This is a genomic window from Myxococcus sp. XM-1-1-1 (assembly GCF_020037095.1).
In the GTDB taxonomy this organism is placed as follows: Bacteria; Myxococcota; Myxococcia; order Myxococcales; family Myxococcaceae; genus Myxococcus; species Myxococcus fulvus.
This window is the reverse complement of record NZ_JAIQDH010000001.1, coordinates 99,087-119,051: the sequence shown is the minus strand read 5'-3', so window position 1 is coordinate 119,051 and position 19,965 is coordinate 99,087. Positions and strand designations below refer to the sequence as shown.

Here is a 19,965-nt window from a genome sequence, read left to right as displayed (position 1 = left end):
AGTGGCCTACGTCCACATCGCGCTCCACACGCGCAAAGCCTGCGTGCATGGAGTGGGAGTGGACCCACGCGACACCTGACCACCCACACGCGGCGCACCGGGTGGCTCGTGCTCCGAGCGGACGAGCACGCCGCGCGCGGGCGACAGGGATTGACTCAACCTGGACGCACGCGGTGCTCGACGCCCGAGGAGCCCGCGACGACGAGGTCCGTGACGAGGTTGAGGAACAGGCCGTGCCCCACGACGCCCGCGCGCGAGTCCAGGCGCGCGGCGAGTGACGCGGGCGTGTCGATGGGACCGAAGGCGCAGTCGAGCACGAGGTTGCCCTGGTCCGTGTGGAAGGGGCTGCCATCCGCGCGAGTGCGCGGTGTCACGCGCGCGCCGAGCGACTCCAGGAACAGCCACTGCGAGCGCCAGCCGAAGGGCAGCACCTCCACCGGCACGGGCCCGTGCGTGCCGAGCCTCGGTGACAGCTTCGCCACGTCCGCGACGATGACGACGCGGCGGCTGGCCTGCGCGACAATCTTCTCGCGCAGCAGCGCTCCGCCGCCGCCCTTGATGACGGACAGCTCCGGAGCGACTTCGTCCGCGCCGTCGAGGGTGACGTCCAGCACCGGCTGCGCGTCCAGCGTGGTGAGCGGCACCCGCAGCTCCCGCGCGAGCGCCTCGGTGGCGAGCGAGGTGGGGACGCCGAGCACATCGAGCAGCAGCCCGCGCTCACGCCGCGCCGCCAGCGCGCGCACCACGAAGGCCGCGGTGCTGCCCGTGCCCAGGCCCACCCGCATGCCCGCATGGAAGAAGCGCTCCACCGCCGCTTCCGCCGCCTCGCGCTTGTAGCGCGCCGTCTGCTCGGCCGCGTCGTCCGCCATCACCCGCTCCTTCCTCACCTCGCGAGAGAAACGTACAACGCCCCCTCGCGCCCATCAGGGACAACCTGCTTCCCACCCCGCACGGGGACAGGGTGGGAGGCAGCCCGCACCGAGCGCTCACCTGGCGGGGGGTGAGCGGATGGGGCTAGAAGCGGAACACGGTGGCGTCGAAGCCGCCCGCGTTGACGTTCCCGGGCAGGCTGCCCCAGGAGTAGCCCACGACGTACACGCCGCCGTCGGCGCCCACCGTCACCGCCTGGCCCCGGTCGGAGGCGCTCGAGCCCACCTGCCGCGTGCCCAGGGGCTTGCCCGCGGTGTCGTACGAGCTGACGAACACGTCGCTGCCACCCAGCACGACGTTGCCGTCCAGCGCGCCCGACGTGTGCCCCACCAGGTGCACGCGACCGTCAGCCCCCACCGCCACGCCCTGTGCGTAGTCCGTCGTGGTGGTGCCCAGCTGCCGCGTCCACTGCTTGTCGCCCGCCTCGTCGTACTTCACCAGCACGGCGTCGTAGGTGCCCACGCGGACATTCCCGTCGAGCGCGCCGAAGGTGTAGCCGGAGACGTAGGCCGCGCCGGACGCATCCACGGCGACCCCCGTGGCGTAGTCGTCACTGTTCGAGCCGAGCTGCCGCACCCACGCCTGGTTCCCCGCCACGTCGTACTTCGCCAGGAACAGGTCCACCGTGTTGTTCGTGGACGTGACGCCGTCGAGGCTGCCCTGCGTGTAGCCGGCCAGGTAGATCTCCTCGCGCGAGCTCACCGCCACGCCCAGGGCCACGTCGCCGCGCGAGCTGCCGAACTGGCGCATCCAGTACGGATTGCCGCCGGTGTCGAGCTTCGCCACCACCACGTCGTAGTTGCCCGGCGTCGGCGTGCCGTCGATGCGGCCCAGCGAATAGCCCGCGAGGAAGAGGCCGTCCTGTCCCGACGTGCGCGTGACGGCCAGGCCCGTGGCGAAGTCATCCGTCTGCGTGCCGTCCTGCCATACCCACTGGAGCACGCCCGATGCGCTGAGCTTCAGCACGAAGAAGTCCGTGCCGCCCTTGTTCACGTACGGCAGGAAGCTGCCCCAGGTGTAGCCGGCGACATAGACGTTGCCCGCCGCGTCCGCCGTCACCGCGAGCGCCCGGTCATTCATCGCCGTGCCCACCTGATGCACCCAGTGCACCTTGCCGTCCGTGCCCTGCTTCACGACGAACACGTCCTGTCCGCCCGCCGCCGGCGCTTCGCCGAACTGCCCGCCGGTGTGCCCCGCGACATAGACGGCGTCACCGACCGAGGCCACGGCCAGCGCCTGCTCATCCGCGGCGCTTCCGAGCTGTCGTTGCCAGACGGGTGCGTTCAGGGCCTGGGCACTCGCCAGCGGTGCTCCCAGGATGGCCACCGCGCTCGCGACCGCACCTGCGCCACACCACCACTTCCGAACCATGGGCGACTCCTCTCGAGATGAAGGTTCCGCCCCGTACTCTGGCGCGGGGGAAGGCCCTGGCGCATCTCGCAAAGGACTCCGCACCTCCTGTCCGAAAGGTGCGACGCGGAGCGTTGTGCACTCCGCGTCCTTGCGGGGGCGCGCCGACGCGTGCCCCCCACTTCACAAGCTCAGATGTTCCAGCTGCCTCGGACACCCAGCATGACCGACCCGTACGGGCCGTCGTCCGCGTAGCCGAGCGGCGACGTCGTGGTGGGCAGCGGCGAGGGCAGCGTCAGCGTGGTGTCGCCCGAGCGCGTCGTGTAGCGCCCGACGGTCGCCGTCAGGAACGGGCCGAACGACAGGGAGTGACCCAAGCGCCACTTGCCACCCACCGTGACGTTGGCGAACTCGGGGCCCCGCGTGCTGCTCTTCAGCTTCAGGTTCGCCGCGAGCGGGCCCTGGGGTCCCTGCACCTGCGTGGGGCCGGAGTTCTCGTTGCGCAGGATGACCATGCCGAAGCCCAGTCCGACGAACGGGTCGAACGAGGCCGTGGGCGAGAAGTGATACTGGACCTGCGGACCGAAGCGAAGCTGCGAGGCGGCGCACTCCCAGCCCTCGAAGCAGGAGTACGGATTCTCCTTGGTCAAGATGTGCGTGTAGCTGCCGTAGGCGCCGATGAACCAGTTCGGCGTCACCCGGTAGCCCACCTCCGCCACCACGGGCACCGCGCCGTTGGCCGCGTCGCTGAGCTTCACATCACCGATGGTCTGATTCAGCCGCAGACCATTCTTGTAGACATACCCCACGCCTGCCTGGAACCCGAGTCCGACGGTGACTTCCAAACCTGTCGGCGCACTGTACGTCGCGACTTCCTGCGCGCTCGCGCCCGCCGAACCCAGTGCAACCGCTGCCGCCAGGGCCCAACTCAGCCTTCCCGTCATAAACCCCTCCGTCGAGTGGAGCGTTGAATCTAGAACAAGCCGCATCTCACAAGTAAGCCGCGTTGCGTCAGGGTGACAGTTGTGACGGTGGGTCAGCGATGACTGTCAGGGACGTGCACAATGCGGGGCATGAACGTCACCCTCGAACAGGCCCGGGCACTGGACGCATTGGCACGACACGGCACCTTCGCGGCGGCGGCCCAGGCGCTCGGAAAAGGGCACACGGCGGTGCTCTACACCCTGCGGACGCTCGAGGGACAGACGGAGCTGGAGCTGTTGGACCGGCGGGGCTACCGCACCCGGTTGACGGCCGCGGGCGAGCGGGTGCTGGAGCACTGCCGCAAGTTGTTGGCAGTTGAGCGCGACCTCGAGGCGACATGTGCGGAGATACGCGCGGGGTGGGAGCCCACGTTGCGAATCGTCTTCGACGGCGTCTTCCCGGCCGAGCCGCTGCTACGCGTAGTGAAGGCGCTGAGGGCGGAGGGCGCGGGCACGCGCTTCCACGTGTCGTCGGAGTTCCTCGCGGGCGTGGAGGCGGCCTTCACGCGGGACGACGCGGACCTCATGGTGTCGGTGCTGCCGCCCGCGCTGCCGGGGCTGAAGAGCTACGCGTTGCCGGAGCTGGAGGCGATGCTCGTGGCCCACCGCTCCCATCCGCTGGCGAGGCGGCGTCGCGGCGTCATCAGTGAGGAAGAGCTGTCCGAGCACCTGCTGCTCACGGTGCGTGGCTCGGACCCCCGGCTGCAGTTGAGCACGGTGTCGCTGGAGCTGCGCTCCACGGTGCACCTCAACGACTTCGCGGCGAAGAAGGCGGCCATCCTGGAGGGCCTGGGCTACGGGTGGCTGCCCGAGCACCTCGCGTCGAAGGAGCTGCGGCGCGGAGAGCTCAAGCTGCTCAAGCCCGCGAGCGGCTCCACGCACGCCTTCCTCCCCAAGCTCCACCACCGCGCGGGCGTGAGGCTGGGCCGCGCCGCGCGCCGCGTGGTGAAGGCGCTCACCGGCACCGAGCCGCCGCAGTAGCGCTACTTCGTCGCCGTGGTGCAGTCGCCCGACACGTTCGTCGCCGCGCGGCCGTCCACCAGGTTGTCGCTGAAGACGTTGTCGTCCGTCACCACCAGCTCCACGCCGCCGCTGCCGCGGTTGCACACCACCACCGCGCCCGCGCCCGCGCGGTTGCCGACGAACCGGTTGCCGCGCAGGGTGAGCCCGCGCGTGCCCACGTCCTCCAGGTAGACGGCCGCCGCCGGTCCGCGCGTCACGGTGTTCCCCACGAAGACGTTGCCCTCCACCAGGTCGTTGTTCGGCTGGAAGTAGTGCAGTGCCCCGCCGCCGCCCAGGTCGTAGATGCCCTGCGCGTTGGGCCACGCGAGCAGCGGGCGCTGCGCGAGCGAGCTGTCGGTGGCGCCCCGGTAGGCCTCCAGGACGTTGTCACGGAAGGTGTTGCCGCGCACCACCGAGTCACGCCCGTGCGTCACGCACATCGCCCCGCCGCCCGCCATGGAGGACGTGCCGTCCTGCGCGAAGCGGTCCACGTCCCGGGTGCGGTTGTTCTCGAAGAGGGAGTCCTCCACGCGCGAGCCCACGGTGAACATCAAATCCAGCGCGCCGCACTTGGCGGACACCTCGTTGTCGCGGAACACCGCGTGGCGAATCGTCACCGGCCCCGGGTAGTAGGCCCACAGCGCGCCGCGCGTCCGGTCGCGGTTGCCGTTGTAGTCGTTCTTCTTCACCTTCTCGAAGACCATGTGCTCGAAGACGGGGTCGCCGTCGCCCACCGAGCCGTCTCCGAAGAAGTTCATCCCCCACCAGCCGTGGGGATTGGTGGAGGTGAAGAGCACGGGCTTGTCCGCCGTGCCGCGCACCTGGATGCCGCCGTACACGCGCACCTCCACGCGGCCCTCGTGGTGGTTCATCACGCTGTCGGCCGCGCCGGGGTCCACGTCGGCTTGCGTGACGTCGGGGCGCCCCTTGAAGTCGAGGATGACGCCCGGCTCCACCGTGAGCACCTGGCCCTTGGGGATGGTGACGACGCCCTCTGCGTCCCCGACGACGCGGTAGGGAGAGCCCGCCTCGGTGAGCGTGCCCGCCAGGGTCCCCGTCACCACGGTGCCGCCGTCTTCAGGGACCACGATGACGGGCCCTCCGTCACCGCCCCCCGGAGTCCCTCCGTCCTCACCGCCGGGCACCACGCCGGGCTTCTCGGGCGTGGAGGAACACGCGGCGTAGGACAACCCCAGGACCACGGCCCACAAGAGGCGCTTCACGGACTCGGAGGCGGACAGGTGCATGGCTTCGCGCGCTAGCACGGCGCCGAGGCGCGCCGCAAACCGCGCCCGGGCTGATAGAAGCCCGCGCCATGGCGAACGACCTCCTCGTGCTCTCCTATTCGGGCTGTTCCACCTGCAAGAAGGCGCTGAAGTGGCTGGAGGCGAAGGGCCTCTCCCCTCGCGTGCGCCCCATCGTGGACGAGCCCCCCACCCTCGCCGAGCTGGACGCGTGGATTGCGAAGAGCGGCCTGCCCGTGCGCAAGTGGCTCAACACCAGCGGCCTGAGCTACCGGGCGCTCGGCAAGGCGAAGGTGGACGCGGCGAGCGAGGCGGACGTTCGGGCCTGGCTCGCCGCCGATGGCAAGCTGGTGAAGCGGCCGGTGCTCGTCACACCCTCGGCGGTTCTGGTGGGCTTCCAGGAGGAAGCCTGGGAGCGCGTGTTCTCCCAGCGAGGCTGAGGGCCGAGCAGCCGGGCGGGCGGACGTGCGCCCGTCCCTCGCGAAGCGCGGCCGCGCGTGAAGATTCCTCTCCATGGAATCCAGCACCAGGCGTCCGCTCGGAGAAATCCTCCTGGAGATGGGGGTGCTCAACCGCGCCCAGCTCCGGGTGGGGCTGGTCCACCACCACGAGACGCATGTCCCCCTGGGACGCGCGCTGGTGCGCGAGGGCGTGTGCACCGAGGCGGACGTGCTGCGCGGCCTGTCGGCGCAGCTCGGCGTGGGCGCGGTGGACCTGGACCTGCAACCTCCCGAGCGCGGCATGGCGGACCTGCTGCCCGCGCGCATCGCCCGGCAGTATCGCGCGGTGCCCCTGCGCGTGGAGCTGGTGCCCATGGAGCAGGGCGAGCGCGAGGTGCTCCACATCGCCCTGCCCGCCCCCGTGTCGCTGGAGGCCGTGGACGCCGTGCGCGCCGTCACCGGCAAGCCGCGCGTCGAGGCCTACGTGGCCTCCGACCCCGCCATCACCCGCGCGCTCTCCGAGCTGTACGGCTTCGAGGAGCCCGCCGAGCCCGCCGCCACGCCCGCGCCCGCCCCCGGTGGGCACCTGCTGCTCTACGGCTGGCCTCCCGTCACCGCCGTGCTCATCTCGCGGCAGCTGGCGCGCAGCGGCTTCCAGGCCCGGGTCGCGACCCCACTGGAGGTCCTCCACACCAGCGCCAACGACGTGGTGCTCGCGCCCCTGCAGGCCATGGAGGGACTGTTGGCCGGCGAGGTCCACATCGAGGGCGCGCTCATCGTCCACGGCACGTCGGACGACGAGGGCTTCGAGCGGGCGAGGAAGCTCGGCGCGCGGGGCTTCCTCGCCAATCCCCGCGACGAGCAGCTGCTGCTGCGCGCGGTGCGCCGGCTGATTCCCGGCGGAGGCTCCTCCATCTCCGGAGAGTCCGGCCCGTCACACCACTCGCACTGACGTGGGCCCGGCGCGCTAACCCTGGAGCAGGCCCAGCGCGTCGAGCACCTCGGGGTACACCTTGCTCGCGAAGTAGCGCCCGCCCGCGATGGTGAAGTGCACGCCGTCGCTCATGCGCAGCTTCATCGGCTTCCTGAAGCCCTCGACGCGCGCCTGGAGCAGGGCCTTGCCCTTGGCGTCCGTGAAGTACGGGCGCGTGTCGACGTAGCGCGCGTCCGCGCGGGAGCCGATGACCTCGCGCTGGAGGCCCCGGATGAGGCCCAGCTTCTGCTCGAAGCGCTTGAGCCCCGTCGCCGGCAGCTCCAGCCAGATGATCTTCCGTCCCGGCGCGGCGAGCACGCTCGCGAAGGAGTCGATGCGCTGACGGTACGCGTCCTCCCACTCGGGCTTGCCCCAGTGGACGGGCTTCTTGCCATCACGCTCCAGCAGGGACTGGCCATCGTTTCCCCCGAGGATGACCACCACCACGTCCGGCTGGTGGCGCTTCACCTCCTCCTCGCCCACGGCCATCCAGTCGAAGAAGTCCGGTCGGGCCAGCCCCGTGGAGGAGCGGGCGCGGCGCGACGCGCGAATCGTCGGATGCGCCTCCAGCCGGGCGAGCAGGTAGTCCCCGAAGCCCGTGGCGATGAGGCTGTCACCGAGCAGCAGCACGGAGCGCGGACGCTCGGCCGCGGGAGCCGCCGCGTCAGCAGGCGACGCCGGCGCCGCGAGCACGGCCTCGGACGCGGGGCCCGCATCCGGTCCGGAGGGAGCAGCCCAGGAGAGCCCGGTGGAGAACACGACGAGGACGACGAACCAACCCGTGAAGCGCTTCCGCATTCGGGCCGCACGCTAGCGGCACACCGCCGTCAGGTACACTCCCTTTCACGACGCCTCCCGGGGCCCACCGCCCGACTCACGCCGCCGACACCTTCGGGGTGGACGTCAACCTCGCGAGCCACGGCGCCAGCAGCTCCGCGCAGGCCTCCGGGTGGGTGAAGTAGGGCACATGCCCCGCCCCCTTCAGCATGTGGTGCGGCGTCCCTGGCGGAAGCGATTGCAGCAGTCGCTCCACGGTGGAGGGGGGCACCAGCACGTCCCTGTCCCCCTGGATGCAGAGGCAGGAGACGTCCAGCCGTCGCAGCTCGGGCGGGTGGGCCTCGCGTTGGATGGCGAGCGCGCGATGCCACGTGGTGCCGCGCTCCACCACCGTCGTGGGGACCACCTCCGCCACCTGCCCGAAGGGAACCGGCTTCCACGCGGCCAGCCCCGCGGCGACCACACCCGGCCGCGCCCACACGGCGATGGGACCCATCATCCCGATGAGCCAACCGCGAGCGCCCAGGTGCGTGGTGCGCGTGAAGGCGCCCAGGAAGGCCACCCCGCGAGCGACGCCCGCCGCGGCCAGGTGCGCGGCCACCATCCCACCGAAGGAGCTGGCCACCACCGCGTCCACCGGGCCCGCCGCGTGCGCCACCTGTCGCGCGAGCGCGCCCGCGCCCACCGCCGCATGCGCTCCTTCCGGATACTCGACGAGGACGGGACGACAGAGGGGTGACAGCGCCTGGGCGAGCGCGCGGAAGCCGGAGCCTCTCGCCCCCAGGCCGGGCAGCAGGAGCACCCTCGGCCCCTCGCCTTGCCCCACCTCCGTCAGCTGCACGTCCGAGCGCATCTCATTCCCTCGCGGTCGCGGCGGGGAACAGCGTGACGACGCCGCTTCTGCCCGCCTCCAGCGAGGCCACCTCCGGCTCCGGGGCGGGCTGCTCCCGCGCCAGCCCCAGGAAGGTCCGGGTGCGCTCATGTCGGGGCCGCTCCAGCACCTGCGCGGGAGGGCCCTCCTCCAGGATGCGCCCGCCGTGCAGCACCAGGACGCGCGAGGCCAGCTCGCGCGCGAAGCGCATCTCGTGCGTCACCGCCACCAGCGTGAGCCCGTCCTCGCGAAGCCGCGACAACAGCGCCACCAGCTCGCCCACGCGCTCCGGGTCCAACGCGCTGGTGGGCTCGTCCAGGAGCAGCGCCTCGGGCTCCATCGCGAGCGCGCGGGCGATGGCCACCCGCTGCTGCTCACCGCCGGACAGCTCGGACGGGTAGGCCTCCTCGCGGTGGGACAGGCCGACCTTCGCGAGCAGCGCGCGCCCCAGTTCCGTGGCGCTCCTCGCGTCCAGGCCCCGCACGTGTCGGGGCGCCTCGATGACGTTGCCCAGCGCGGTGCGGTGCGCGAACAGGTGCCACTGCTGGAAGACGAAGCCCACGCGGCGGCGGATGTTGGAGACGGCGGCGCCGCTCGCTCGCGACGCACTGGGGCCGAGCACGTCGTCCCCCACCCGGATGCTGCCCGCGTCGAAGGGCTCCAGCCCGTTCAGGCACCGCAAGAGCGTGCTCTTGCCGCCGCCCGAGGGGCCCACCAGCGCCACCACCTCACCCGGCGCGAAGGCCGCGCTGATGCCGTCCAGCACCATGCGCCCCTCGTACCGCTTGCACAGGTCCTTCACTTCAATCATCCGCGCGCCAACCTCGCTTCCAACCGCCTCGCCAGGAGGGACAGAGGGTAGCTCATCGCCAGGTAGAGCGCCGCGCACAGCGCCCCGGGCAACAACCAACTGCGAACATCCACCGCGGTAATCGTCATCCGCTTGGTGAGCTCCACGACGGAGATGACGGACACCAGCGAACTGTCCTTGAGCAGCGCGATGAAGTCGTTGGTGACGCTCGGCAGCGCCACCCGGAAGGCCTGCGGGAACACCACCCGGCGCAGCGCCAGCGGCGTGGACATGCCCAGCGCCAGCGCCGCCTCCATCTGCCCCCGGGGCACCGCCAGCACCCCCGCCCGGTACACCTCCGCCTCGTAGGCCGCGTAGTTCAGCCCCAGCCCCAGCACCGCCGCGCTCAGCGCGTCCAGCCGCAGCACGCCCGCGAGCCCGTAGTACAGGACATAGAGTTGCAACAGCACCGGGGTTCCACGGAACACCTCCACGTAGAAGGACGCCATCCCCGACAGCCACCGGGGTCCGTACAGGCGCACCAGCGCCAGCCCCGCGCCCAGCGGCACCGCGAGCGCCATGGCGCCCACGGACACCACCAGCGTCACCAGCGCCGCCTGGAGGAACATCAGGCCCTGGCCCCAGCCGAGCTTCGCCGTGCGCGTCTGCGACAGCACCTCGCGCGTCTGCGCGTCCGTCCACTCCACCATCTTCTGCTGCTGGGCGCTGTCGATGTTCCACCGGGCGAAGATGCGCCGCAGCTCCCCCGAGCGCGCCACGTGCCCCAGCGCCACGTCCAGCGCCGCGCGCAGGTCCTCGTCCCCGGGCCGCACCGCGATGGCGTAGTAGCCCTCGCCCACGTCGCCCACCACGCGCAGCTGGGGCCTCGGCTGGCCGTAGCGCTGGGCGATGAGGTCGTCCATCAGCACCGCGTCCACCCGCCCCTGCTCCAGGTCGATGTAGGGCTCCTCCACGCCTTCGTACGGCACCGCCTGGATGCCCTCGCGCTGGAGCAGGTCCCACGCCTGCGAGTTGGCGAGCGTCCCCACCCTCCTGCCACGCAAGGACGAAAGCCCCGTGACGCTGTCGTCCTGCCGCCGGGCCAGGAGCCGCAGCTGGAAGATGAAGTACGGCCGGGTGAAGAGGATGCGTCCGCTGCGCGCCGGGGTGACTTCAATGCCGTTGAGCGCCACGTCGAACGAGCCCCGCTCCAGGGAGGGGATGAGGCTGGACCAGTCGTTCTGCACGAAGCGCGCGCGCACGCCCAGCTCCCGCGCCAGCGCGTCCGCCAGCTCCACCTCGAAGCCGCGCATGTGCCCGGGCACGTCCGGGTCCTCCATGGCGTACGGCTCGCCGCCCTGCGCGTCCGCGCCCCAGCGAAGCTCGCCTGCCCTCCGCACCCGCTCCAGCCCGGGCTCCTCCCGCTGGACGCAGGACGTCAACACCACCGCGAACACGAGCAGCGCCCCGCCCCTCCTCCACACACCGCTCACATCCATTTCAGGGACTCCCACTCTGTAGCAGGTGCAGGTGTGACCCAGTATTCAGGTCCTGACACTTTCTCCGGGACTGCGTACTAGAGTGTCGCGACAGAGGAGCCAAGGCGTCATGGAAGCATACAAGGTGCTGGTGGTGGACGACGAGCCGCAGGTGGCGCACGCCTTGAGGCGGCTGCTGCGGCGCGAGGGTTTCGACGTCCAGCTCGCGTTCAACGGAGAAGAGGCGCTCGAGCGGCTGAAGACCTTCAGCCCGGACATCGTCCTGACGGACTTCCGGATGCCGGGGATGACGGGCAGCGAGCTGCTCCAGCGCATCAAACGCAGCCACCCGCTGGCGCTGCGGCTCATCATCTCCGGCTACGCCGACTTCAAGTCGGTGGTGGCGTCGGTGAACGAGGGCGAAATCTGCCGGTTCATCAGCAAGCCCTGGGATGACGCGGAGCTGGTGACGTACCTGTCGGGCCTGCTGCGCCACCGCGAGACGATGGCCCAGCTCTACGCCCCGTTCCGCGCCGCGCCCCTGGGTGTCAGCGCGGAGGTGAGCCCCACGGACGCCGCGCTGGTCCTGAAGGTCCAGGTGGCGGACCCGTCGTTCCCCGCCGAGCAGGCCGTGTCCATCATCGAGCGCTTCGCGGGCCTCTTGGCCGACGACAGCCTGAAGGTGGTGGGGGGCTTGCTGGAGCGCTTCGGTGGCCGGCTGTCCTTCGTGGCGGAGGTGGGCGGGCCGCAGCGGCTGCGCCTGGAGCTGCCCATGCGCGCCCAGAGCGCGCCGAGTGTTCGACCGGGGCTGGGCGAGGCGTGATGGCCCCGGAGGTCGACGCGGATTGGGTGAACAGCCGCCTCAAGCGCTTCACCCTGCTGGCGTGCCTCCTCATCCACGGTCTGCTCATCGTCAGCCTCTGGGGGCGCTGGCACGAGGTCCTCGTCGTGACGGTGGCCTTCGCGGGGGTGACGGGGGCCAACGTGGTGCTCGCGCGGGGGTTCTTCTCGCGGCACACCCAGGCCGCCGAGGCCACGCGCTTCACGCTGAACATGGTGGGCACCGTGTTCTACGGCGTGGTGAGCGACTGGGCGCTGCCCGTGTGGCTGTACCTGCCGCTCAACGCGCTGTGGGTGGACCGCTTCGCGGACTCGGGCGCCCGGCGCCGGCTGGGGTTGATGCTGGTGCTGGTGGCCGGCGCGGCGCTGTCGGACGGGGCCGCGCCCGAGGTCGCCGCCAGCTTCGTGCTGCTGTCGGTGCTCACGTACGCGCTCTCCGAGGGCCGCGTCTTCCTCACGCACTCGACGCTGCGCGAGCTGGCGCGCCAGCACGACGAGCTGGCCCTGGCCCACGAGCAGTTGGAGATGGCCCACCGGCGCGCCCGTGAGCAGGAGCGGCTGTCCAGCCTGGGCATGCTGGCCGCGGGCGTGGCGCACGAAATCAACAACCCCATGAGCTACGTGAAGAGCAACGTGAACGCGCTGCTCATGGACCTGCGCGCGTGCAAGAACCTGCCGCCGGAGCTGCAGGAGTACGTGGACGACGTGCTGCCCGCCACCGCGGACGGCATCCGGCGCGTCGTGGCCATCGTCGCGGACCTGCGGCGCTTCGCGCGTGGAGACCCGGGCGCGCTGGAGGAGTACGACCTCAACGAGGAGATCGCCGTCGCGCTGCGCATCACCCGCACGCAGGTGCAGTCGCGCTGCGAGGTGGAGGTGACGCTGGGCGACTTGCCGCGCCTGCTCGGACGTCCTGGGCAGCTGGCGCAGGTGGTGGTCAACCTCCTGATGAACGCCGCGCAGGCGATGCCCTCGGGCGGACGCATCTTCCTGAGCACGCGCATGGAGGCCGACGAGGCCGTCCTGTGCGTCCAGGACTCCGGGCACGGCATGACGCCCGAGGTGCGCTCGCGGCTGTTCCAGCCCTTCTTCACCACCAAGCCCGCCGGTGAAGGCACGGGCATGGGGTTGGCCGTGGTGCACGGCATCATCACCTCGCACCAGGGACGCATCGACGTGGAGACCTCGCCCCAGACGGGCACGCGCTTCACCGTCCGCCTCCCACGCATCCCTCCGCTCGCCATGCACCTGCCCGGACTGTCAGGCGGAGTCCCCACCCCGCCGAAGTCGCATCCGGACACGGCCTGAGCCCGCACGCGACTGTCCCTCGAGAGCGCCATGTCCTCCTCGCCGCCCGCCTTCGCCAGCCGCTTCGAGCCTCGCTACGTGGAGGACCCGTATCCGCTCTACGAGCGCCTGCGCCACGAGGCTCCCGTCCACTTCAGCGAACAGATGCACCTGTGGGTCGTCTCCCGCTACGAGGACATCAAGGCGGTGGTGCTCAACCCGGACGACTTCCTGTCGGCCAACGCCTTCCGCAACCCCGTGCCGCCCGCGCCGGAGGTGCTCGCGGTGCTGGCGGAGGGCTACCCCCAGGTCCCCGCGCTGGTGGATGACGACCCGCCCAACCACACGCGCATGCGGGTCATCGTCAACAAGGCCCTGGCGCCGCATCGGCTGAGCGCGATGGAGGCGCGGGTGTCCGCGATCGCGACGGAGCTGCTGGACGGCTTCGCCCACGAGGGGAAGGCGGACCTGGTGGAGAGGCTGGGCTACCCGCTGCCCGCGCGCGTGGTCGGCGCCATCATGGGGCTGCCGGACTCGGACGTGACGCGGCTGAAGCAGTGGACGGAGGACCTGGTGGTGATGTCCGCGGGCAACGCGCCCGTGGAGCGCCAGGTGGAGTGCGCCAGGGGGCTCGTCTCCATCCAGAAGTACCTGGCGGAGCACATCGCCGCGCGGCGACGCGCGCCCACCGATGACCTCATCAGCGCGCTCATCGAGGCGCGGTACGAGGACACGCCGCCGTTGAGCGACGTGGAGCTCATCAGCCTCATCTCCATGCTGCACTTCGCCGGGCACGAGACGACGTCGAACCTGCTGGGCAACCTGCTCGTGTGGGTGCTGCGCGCGCCGGAGCGGCTGCGCGAGCTGCGGGACGACCCGGGCCGCATCCCCCGGGCCATCGAGGAGACGCTGCGGCTGGACGCGCCGGTGCAGGGGATGATGCGCACCACGCGCCGCCGGGTGACGCTGGGCGGCGTGGAGGTGCCCGAGGGCGCGCGGCTGCTGGTGCTCTATGCGTCGGGGAACCGGGACGAGACGGTGTTCCACGCGCCCGGCGAGGGGGTGCTCCGCCGTCCGGACGTGGGCAAGCACCTGGGGTTCGGGATGGGCATCCACTACTGCATCGGCGCGCCGCTGGCGCGGATGGAGGTGCGGCTGGCGATGGAGCTGCTGTTGAAGCGGCTGCCCGGGCTGCGACTGGCGCCGGGCGAGGCCGTCCGCTACCTGCCCAACTTCCTGCACCGGGGCCCGCGGCAGCTGCTCGTCGAGTGGGACCCGGCCTGAGGTTGTTTCAGCGCTTGAGCGCGGCGTCGATGTGCGTGGCGAAGGTGTCGAGCGACTGCGCCCCCGTCACGCCGGTGCCGTTGATGAAGAAGGTGGGCGTGCCGACGATGCCGCGGCGCTGGGCCTCCAGGCGGTCGGCCTCCACGTAGTTGTCCCAGGCCTTGGTGTCGAGCGCGCGCTTGAAGCTCGCGAGGTCCAGCCCGAGTGCCTTCGCGTACTTCTCCAGCGAGGCGCGGTCCAGGGCGCCCTGGTTGTCGAAGAGCACGTCGTGCATCTGCCAGAACCTGCCCTGCTCGTGGGCGGCCATGGCGGCGGCGGCGGCAAGCTTCGCGTTCTCGTGGCGGGGCAGCGGCATGTGGCGGAAGACGATGCGGATCTTGTCGCCGTAGCGCTCGCGCAGCCCCTCGACGGTGGACGCGCCGCGCTGGCAGAAGGGACACTGGAAGTCGCTCCACACCTCCACCGTCACCTGGGCGTCGCGGGGCCCCAGCGCGGGGGCCTCCGAGCGCGGGGTGGCGGAGATGAGCTTGGGCTGGGCGCGGGCGGCCTTGGGCTGCTTGTCGCAGTCGGGGGTGGGCTCGTCACCGGCGAGGGCGGGGTTGAGCGAAGAGAACACGACGGCGGCCGCCAGGAGGGCGGGAGCGCGGAGCTTCATGGTGGACCTCTGGAGTGGGATGGATGCGGCACGCCCGGCGTCCTGCCTGGAGGCCTGGCGTGACGAGGGGCGATGCCCTCGCACGCAAGGAGTGACGCGAGCGGCGCGGGAGTTTCAGCGCCGTGTTATTTCCCGCGCACCATGACGACCGAGCGCCTCGACTACGCGGACCCCTTCCTCCATCGATTCACCGCGCGGGTGGTGGGCCACGGCGCGTGGAATGGCGCGCCCTCGGTGGTGCTGGACCGCACGGCCTTCTATCCGGAGGCGGGTGGACAGATGGGGGACCAGGGCGTGCTCGGGGGGCTGCCCGTGCGCGACGTGCAGGTGGACGACGCGGGGGTGGTGCATCACCTGGTGGAGGGCGTGCTGCCCGCGCCCGGTGAGGCGCTGGAGGGCGTGGTGGATTCGGAGCGGCGGCGCGTGCACATGTCGCTGCACACGGGGCAGCACATGTTGTCGCGGGCGCTCTTGGACCTCGCGGGCGCGGCCACGGTGTCGTCGCGATTGGGGGCCACGTGCACCATCGACACGGACCAGGACACGCTGGACGAGCAGCTCGTGGCGAAGGCGGAGGCGCACGTCAACGCCATCATCGACGCGGACCTGCCCATCCGGGCCTTCTTCCCCACGCCGGAGGAGCTGGCGGCGCTGCCGCTGCGGCGTGCGCCCAAGGTGACGGACAACATCCGCGTCATCCAGGTGGGGGACTTCGATGTGTCGCCGTGTGGCGGGACGCACTGCACGCGCACGGGACAGGTGGGGATGGTGCGGGTGCTGGGCGTGGAGCGCTACAAGGGCAAGGGGCGGGTCCTCTTCTCGGCGGGGCCGCGTGCGCGGCGCGAGCTGTGGGAGGAGGCGGGGGTGCTGCGCGCGATGAGCCGGGCGTTCACGTGTGGACCGGCCGAGGTGCCCACGGTGGTGGAGAAGCTGCGGCGTGAGTTGACCGAGGCTCGCGAGGCGTTGGGCGCGGCGCGAGCGCGGCTGGCGGAGCACACGGCCGTGGAGCTGGCGCAGGAGCTGGAGGCGTCGGCGGACAAGCAGGTGGTGGCGGTGCTCGACGGCGCGGGGCCGGAGCAACTGCGCGCGGTGGCGGCGAGGCTCACGTCCCGGCCTCAGGCCGTGGTGTTCCTGGCGGGCCGCGCGCCCGAGGGCCTGGCCGTGCTCATCGCGCGGGGCAGTGCGTCCACGTTCGGCTGCGGCGCGTTCCTGAAGCGGGCGGCGGAGGCCGCGGGAGGACGCGGGGGTGGACGCCCGGAGCACGCCGAGGGACGGCTTCCGGCGAGCACGGATTGGGCGGCGCTCGTGGCGTCCCTGCGGGGCTGAAGCAGGCCCCACCCCACCTCCGGGGCGGACCGTGGGAGCGGAAATCACCCTCCCCCTCCCTGGACATGAGTCTTTTCCACCCGCACCCACCCGCAACGCATCGCGTCACAGCTCGCTCCATCCGAAGGGATTTCCTCCGACGCGTTCACATCGTACGGAGGGGGCGCTCCACCGGTGGAACGACATGAGAAGATGGGTGTAGGGGTTCGCGCCACGATGGACGACGGGCAGCACCGCCAGTTCGATGCTTTCGCACGCTCGCGACGACCGGGGCTGCTTCGCCTTGCCCGACGCCTGTGCTCCGGGGGTGGAATCGACCCGGAGGACCTGGTGCAAGAGACCCTCGAGCGCGCCTACCGGAACTTCGACCGGCTGGTGGCGGAGAACCCAGGCGCCGTCAGCGTGTGGCTCAGCACCACGCTGAGCAACCGCTTCCTGGACCATTGTCGTCGCAGACGCACCGAGGTCCTGGGGGCCCCCGCGCTGCGTGTGGTGCAGGACACGGAGTCCTCCGGCGAACCCGCCGCCCTGGAGCAGTGGGAGCAGGTCAGCCGCGAGGACTTCCAGCGGGCCATCGACAAGCTGCGGCCTCCCCATCTCCAGGAGGCCTACCGGCTCCACGTGGCGGGACTTCGATACCGGGCCATCGCTCAGCGGTTGGATGCGCCCGAGGGAACGGTGGGACGGTGGCTCAGCGAGGCGCGGCAGGCTCTGCGGGGGCTGCTGACCCCTAGCGCCGCCTCGAGTGAAGGCAGGGCCAGACCATGACCGAGCAGTGCGACAGACTGGAGTCCTTCATCGACGGTGAGCTGGCCCCGGCGGACGCGGAGAACTTCCGTCACCACCTGACCGGCTGCACCGCGTGCGAGACACGGATGAAGGAACTGCTCGCGCTCGAGCTCCTCGCCGACGACGCCCTGCACGAACCCGGGGACTCCACACTGGCCTTCGTCCCCCCACCTCCCCAGCTCAAGCGGCGCAGGAACTGGATGATGGTGGTGCCGCTGGCGCTGGCCGCGGGCCTGGCGGCGTGGGTTCTCGTGACGCGGACCGACTCGTCCCCCACTTCCCCCGAGCTGTGGCTGGGGCAGGACCCGGGCCGCACGCTCGAGGCCCGCCTCACCCATCCGGGCGCCGACCGCCATCGCCCCTACGAGGTGATGCGCAGCGGCGGCAATTCGCCCCGCGCGCTGTCTCTGCGCGAGCTGGCGAAGCTGGAGGAGGTCGGTGACGAGCGAGGCATCGCCTCCGCCTACCTGCTGCGCGGAGACCCCGCCCAGGCCGCCGCCTTCCTCGACAAGCTGCCCGCGTCCCCCGACCTGGACTCGGACCGCGCGGCGCTCGCCCTCCAGCGCGGCGCCCACGAAGAGGCCCTCGCCCTGGTGGACCGCGCGCTGAAGGCGAAGCCCGGTCATCCCCAGGCGCTGTGGAACCGCGGCCTCGCGCTCGAGAAGCTGGGCCTGTCCCTGCAAGCCGCCGAGGCCTTCGAGCAGGTGGCCGCGCAGCAGGAGCCGGGTTGGAGCCAGGAGGCCGCCGAGCGCGCCGCCGACCTGCGCCGTCAAGAGGACACCCAGCGCAAGGGCTGGAAGGGCACCAAGCAGGACTGCGACCAGATGGTGTCCGGCGGCCCCGTGCTCGCCCAGGCCCAGGTGGAGCAGCACCCCGGCCTGTCCCGCCTGTGCTTCTACGATGCGCTGCGCACCGCCACCTCCCCCGAGCGCGTCGAGTCGCTGCGACCCCTGGCCCGCCAGCTCGACGCCGTGGACGGCGGAACCCACCTGGAGGACGCCCTCCAGCGCGCGGCCCGCACGGACTTCTCCGCGCGCGCGCCCTTCGTCGCGGACTACGTGCGGCTGACGCGCAACGAGCTGTCCCCGGCGCAGCTCGACACCTTCCTCGTGAAGCTGCGCGAGGCCCGGCAGGACGACCTGCTCCTGGGCGCCCTGCTCTTCCCCAAGGACCTGCGACAGCACGAGCGTGAGTACCGCGAGCTCGCGCTGGCCACGAGAGACCCGTGGTTCGCGCTGCTCGCCGAGGAGCGCCAGGCGCGCGCCGACATCCAGCGCGGACAGATTCCCCAGGCGCGCACGCGGCTGACCGAGGCCCTGCGCACCTGCCCTGACGGCGCGCGCTTCAACTACCGCTGCCTGGAGCTCGAGCGGAACCTGGCCCTCGTGGAGCGGCAGCTCCACCGCCCCGTCGAGTCCCGTGCGCACGGCCTGCTCGCGCTCGCCCGGGCCCGCGCGGGGCACGAGTGGACCAAGGAGTGGCGGCTGCTCCAGGAGCTGGGCCAGGTGGCCCTCTTCCACGGAGACCTGTCGCTGGCGCGCGCCTACCTGGAGGAGAACATCCAGCGGCTGCCCGAGCGCTGCGCGGACCACGAGTCGGCCTACGTCAACCTCGCGCTCGCCTTCCACCGCACGCTCGACTTCAACGGCGCCCGGGAGCAGCTGGACCGCGCCGCGCGCTGCGGCAACCCGCCCTCCCTGGCGCGCGCCTTCGCCATCGCGGACCTGGCCCACACGCAGGCCCGCCGCGCCGAGGACACCGAGGTGCTGACCCGGGGCCTGGAGGCGCTGCGAGCCTCACCGGCCCGACTGGAGACCGCGGGCGAGGGCGCGATGCTGCGCCACATCGAGGGCCGCTTCTTCGTCGAGCAGGACCGCCGTCGGGGGCAGGCGCTGCTGCGTCAGGCCATCGAGGAAGCGGCGCCGCTCGTGGGCTCGGACGTCAACGCCCGCAAGGCGCGCGTGTACAGCTTCACGTCCCTCATCCTCGACGCCTCCCGGCACGAGGAGCTGGAGCGGGCCATGGCCCTCTTCGCCGAGGAGCGCGCCCTGCCCCTGCCCGAGCGCTGCGCGCTGGGCGTCACCGTGGACGACGAGCGCACGGCCCTGGTGGCCCGCGACGCGTCGGGGCGTTGGGTCGGCCACTTCGACACCCAGCGCCGTGAGCGGCTGGAGAGCGTGGAGGGGCTGGTCCCCGAGCGCCTCGCACAGGCCCTGCGCGACTGCCCCCACGTGGACGTGCTCGCGCGGCCGCCGGTGCTCGGCAAGCCGGACCTGCTGCCGCCGGACATCGCCTGGGCCTACCGTGTCGGAGCGACCCCCGACGAGCCCACCGGACAGCCCTCGCGCCGGCTGGTGGTGGCGGACGTGCATGCCCCCGCGGAGCTGCGCCTGCCCTCGCTGCGCGCCTGGCGCCCCTCGGAGGACGAGGACGCGACGCTGGCCACGCTGCGAGGCGCCTCCGCCACGCCGTCGCAGGTGCTGCGGGCGATGCGCGAGGCCACGGAGGTGCAGATTCACGCGCACGGCGTCGTCGACCCGAGCGCCGCGGATGGCTCGCTGCTCGTGCTGTCTCCGGAGGCGCAGGGCGGCCGCTACGCGCTGACGGCGTCGGACCTGCACGGTGAGCGGCTGCAGGGCCGGCCCGTGGTGCTGCTGGCGGCGTGTCATGCCGCGCACAGCAAGGCGTACTTCCATGAAACGTTCGGCCTGCCGGTGGCGTTCGTCGAGTCCGGGGCCCGGGCCGTGCTCGCCGCCACGCAGGAGATTCCCGACGCCGAGGCGTCGGACTTCTTCGAGCCGGTGCTGGCGCGCATTCGCGAGGGGCTGCCCGCGGCCCGCGTCCTTCGCGATGCACGTCAGGACTGGCTCCGCAGTCGGGGAAGCGCCTGGGTCCGCCAGGTGCTCCTCTTCGAGTAGTTGCCTCGTCTCATCCCAGAGTCTCGAA

The 19,965-nt window shown here is 71.8% G+C and carries 18 protein-coding genes; 9 read left to right on the top strand and 9 right to left on the bottom strand.

Going from position 1 to position 19,965, the window contains the following annotated elements; genetic code table 11:
• Positions 1 to 155 precede the first annotated feature (155 nt).
• The 3 genes from rpiA to K8640_RS00495 form a co-directional block, all read right to left on the bottom strand.
• Complete coding sequence (rpiA, locus tag K8640_RS00505) at positions 156 to 869, bottom strand: ribose-5-phosphate isomerase RpiA (RefSeq protein WP_223745282.1); 714 nt, start codon at positions 867 to 869, stop codon at positions 156 to 158.
• Positions 870 to 1,014: 145 nt separating this feature from the next.
• Positions 1,015 to 2,301 (bottom strand): SBBP repeat-containing protein, encoded by a 1,287-nt coding sequence (locus K8640_RS00500; RefSeq protein ID WP_223745281.1) that lies wholly within the window; start codon positions 2,299 to 2,301, stop codon positions 1,015 to 1,017.
• A 170-nt stretch (positions 2,302 to 2,471) separates the two neighbouring features.
• On the bottom strand, positions 2,472 to 3,224 hold the full coding sequence (locus tag K8640_RS00495; RefSeq protein WP_370640294.1) for an outer membrane beta-barrel protein: 753 nt from the start codon (positions 3,222 to 3,224) through the stop codon (positions 2,472 to 2,474).
• A 129-nt stretch (positions 3,225 to 3,353) separates the two neighbouring features.
• Here K8640_RS00495 and K8640_RS00490 point away from each other — a divergent pair, with 129 nt between their 5' ends.
• Positions 3,354 to 4,244 carry a LysR family transcriptional regulator gene (locus K8640_RS00490; protein ID WP_223745279.1) on the top strand — a complete coding sequence of 297 codons (891 nt, stop codon included), beginning with the start codon at positions 3,354 to 3,356 and terminating at the stop codon, positions 4,242 to 4,244.
• A gap of 2 nt (positions 4,245 to 4,246) precedes the next feature.
• On the opposite strand, the gene K8640_RS00485 is transcribed toward K8640_RS00490, so the two are convergent.
• Complete coding sequence (locus tag K8640_RS00485) at positions 4,247 to 5,512, bottom strand: right-handed parallel beta-helix repeat-containing protein (RefSeq protein WP_223745278.1); 1,266 nt, start codon at positions 5,510 to 5,512, stop codon at positions 4,247 to 4,249.
• Between the two features lie 68 nt (positions 5,513 to 5,580).
• Here K8640_RS00485 and K8640_RS00480 point away from each other — a divergent pair, with 68 nt between their 5' ends.
• Together K8640_RS00480 and K8640_RS00475 are read left to right on the top strand one after the other, a co-directional pair.
• Complete coding sequence (locus tag K8640_RS00480) at positions 5,581 to 5,949, top strand: Spx/MgsR family RNA polymerase-binding regulatory protein (protein WP_141328238.1); 369 nt, start codon at positions 5,581 to 5,583, stop codon at positions 5,947 to 5,949.
• Between the two features lie 73 nt (positions 5,950 to 6,022).
• Positions 6,023 to 6,901, top strand: coding sequence for a general secretion pathway protein GspE (locus K8640_RS00475; RefSeq protein ID WP_223745277.1), 879 nt, complete (start codon positions 6,023 to 6,025; stop codon positions 6,899 to 6,901).
• Between the two features lie 15 nt (positions 6,902 to 6,916).
• On the opposite strand, the gene K8640_RS00470 is transcribed toward K8640_RS00475, so the two are convergent.
• From K8640_RS00470 to K8640_RS00455, 4 genes are all read right to left on the bottom strand, one after another.
• On the bottom strand, positions 6,917 to 7,720 hold the full coding sequence (locus K8640_RS00470) for a DUF459 domain-containing protein (protein WP_223745276.1): 804 nt from the start codon (positions 7,718 to 7,720) through the stop codon (positions 6,917 to 6,919).
• A gap of 76 nt (positions 7,721 to 7,796) precedes the next feature.
• On the bottom strand, positions 7,797 to 8,552 hold the full coding sequence (locus K8640_RS00465) for an alpha/beta fold hydrolase (protein ID WP_223745275.1): 756 nt from the start codon (positions 8,550 to 8,552) through the stop codon (positions 7,797 to 7,799).
• Between the two features lies 1 nt (position 8,553).
• Positions 8,554 to 9,381 carry an amino acid ABC transporter ATP-binding protein gene (locus K8640_RS00460; RefSeq protein WP_223745274.1) on the bottom strand — a complete coding sequence of 276 codons (828 nt, stop codon included), beginning with the start codon at positions 9,379 to 9,381 and terminating at the stop codon, positions 8,554 to 8,556.
• Entirely contained in the window at positions 9,378 to 10,859 is a 1,482-nt protein-coding gene (locus K8640_RS00455) for an ABC transporter substrate-binding protein/permease (protein WP_223745273.1), read from the bottom strand. Before K8640_RS00455 ends, K8640_RS00460 begins: the two co-directional genes overlap by 4 nt.
• A 109-nt stretch (positions 10,860 to 10,968) precedes the next feature.
• On the opposite strand from K8640_RS00455, the gene K8640_RS00450 reads away from it, so the two are divergent.
• Genes K8640_RS00450 through K8640_RS00440 form a run of 3 tightly spaced genes read left to right on the top strand, consistent with a single transcriptional unit; the run spans position 10,969 to position 14,249 of the window.
• Positions 10,969 to 11,661 (top strand): response regulator, encoded by a 693-nt coding sequence (locus tag K8640_RS00450; protein WP_223745272.1) that lies wholly within the window; start codon positions 10,969 to 10,971, stop codon positions 11,659 to 11,661.
• Positions 11,661 to 12,986 (top strand): sensor histidine kinase, encoded by a 1,326-nt coding sequence (locus K8640_RS00445; RefSeq protein ID WP_223745271.1) that lies wholly within the window; start codon positions 11,661 to 11,663, stop codon positions 12,984 to 12,986. Before K8640_RS00450 ends, K8640_RS00445 begins: the two co-directional genes overlap by 1 nt.
• A 30-nt stretch (positions 12,987 to 13,016) precedes the next feature.
• On the top strand, positions 13,017 to 14,249 hold the full coding sequence (locus tag K8640_RS00440; protein WP_223745270.1) for a cytochrome P450: 1,233 nt from the start codon (positions 13,017 to 13,019) through the stop codon (positions 14,247 to 14,249).
• A gap of 7 nt (positions 14,250 to 14,256) precedes the next feature.
• Here the strand turns inward: K8640_RS00440 and K8640_RS00435 are convergent, their stop codons facing one another.
• Positions 14,257 to 14,904: a DsbA family protein gene (locus K8640_RS00435; RefSeq protein WP_223745269.1), complete on the bottom strand. Its 648-nt coding sequence runs from the start codon at positions 14,902 to 14,904 to the stop codon at positions 14,257 to 14,259.
• A gap of 141 nt (positions 14,905 to 15,045) precedes the next feature.
• On the opposite strand from K8640_RS00435, the gene K8640_RS00430 reads away from it, so the two are divergent.
• The 3 genes from K8640_RS00430 (at position 15,046) to K8640_RS00420 (ending at position 19,937) form a co-directional block, all read left to right on the top strand.
• Entirely contained in the window at positions 15,046 to 16,230 is a 1,185-nt protein-coding gene (locus tag K8640_RS00430; RefSeq protein ID WP_223745268.1) for an alanyl-tRNA editing protein, read from the top strand.
• A 192-nt stretch (positions 16,231 to 16,422) separates the two neighbouring features.
• Positions 16,423 to 16,998 (top strand): RNA polymerase sigma factor, encoded by a 576-nt coding sequence (locus K8640_RS00425; RefSeq protein ID WP_141333011.1) that lies wholly within the window; start codon positions 16,423 to 16,425, stop codon positions 16,996 to 16,998.
• Entirely contained in the window at positions 16,995 to 19,937 is a 2,943-nt protein-coding gene (locus K8640_RS00420; protein WP_223745267.1) for a CHAT domain-containing protein, read from the top strand. Before K8640_RS00425 ends, K8640_RS00420 begins: the two co-directional genes overlap by 4 nt.
• Positions 19,938 to 19,965: the final 28 nt, after the last annotated feature.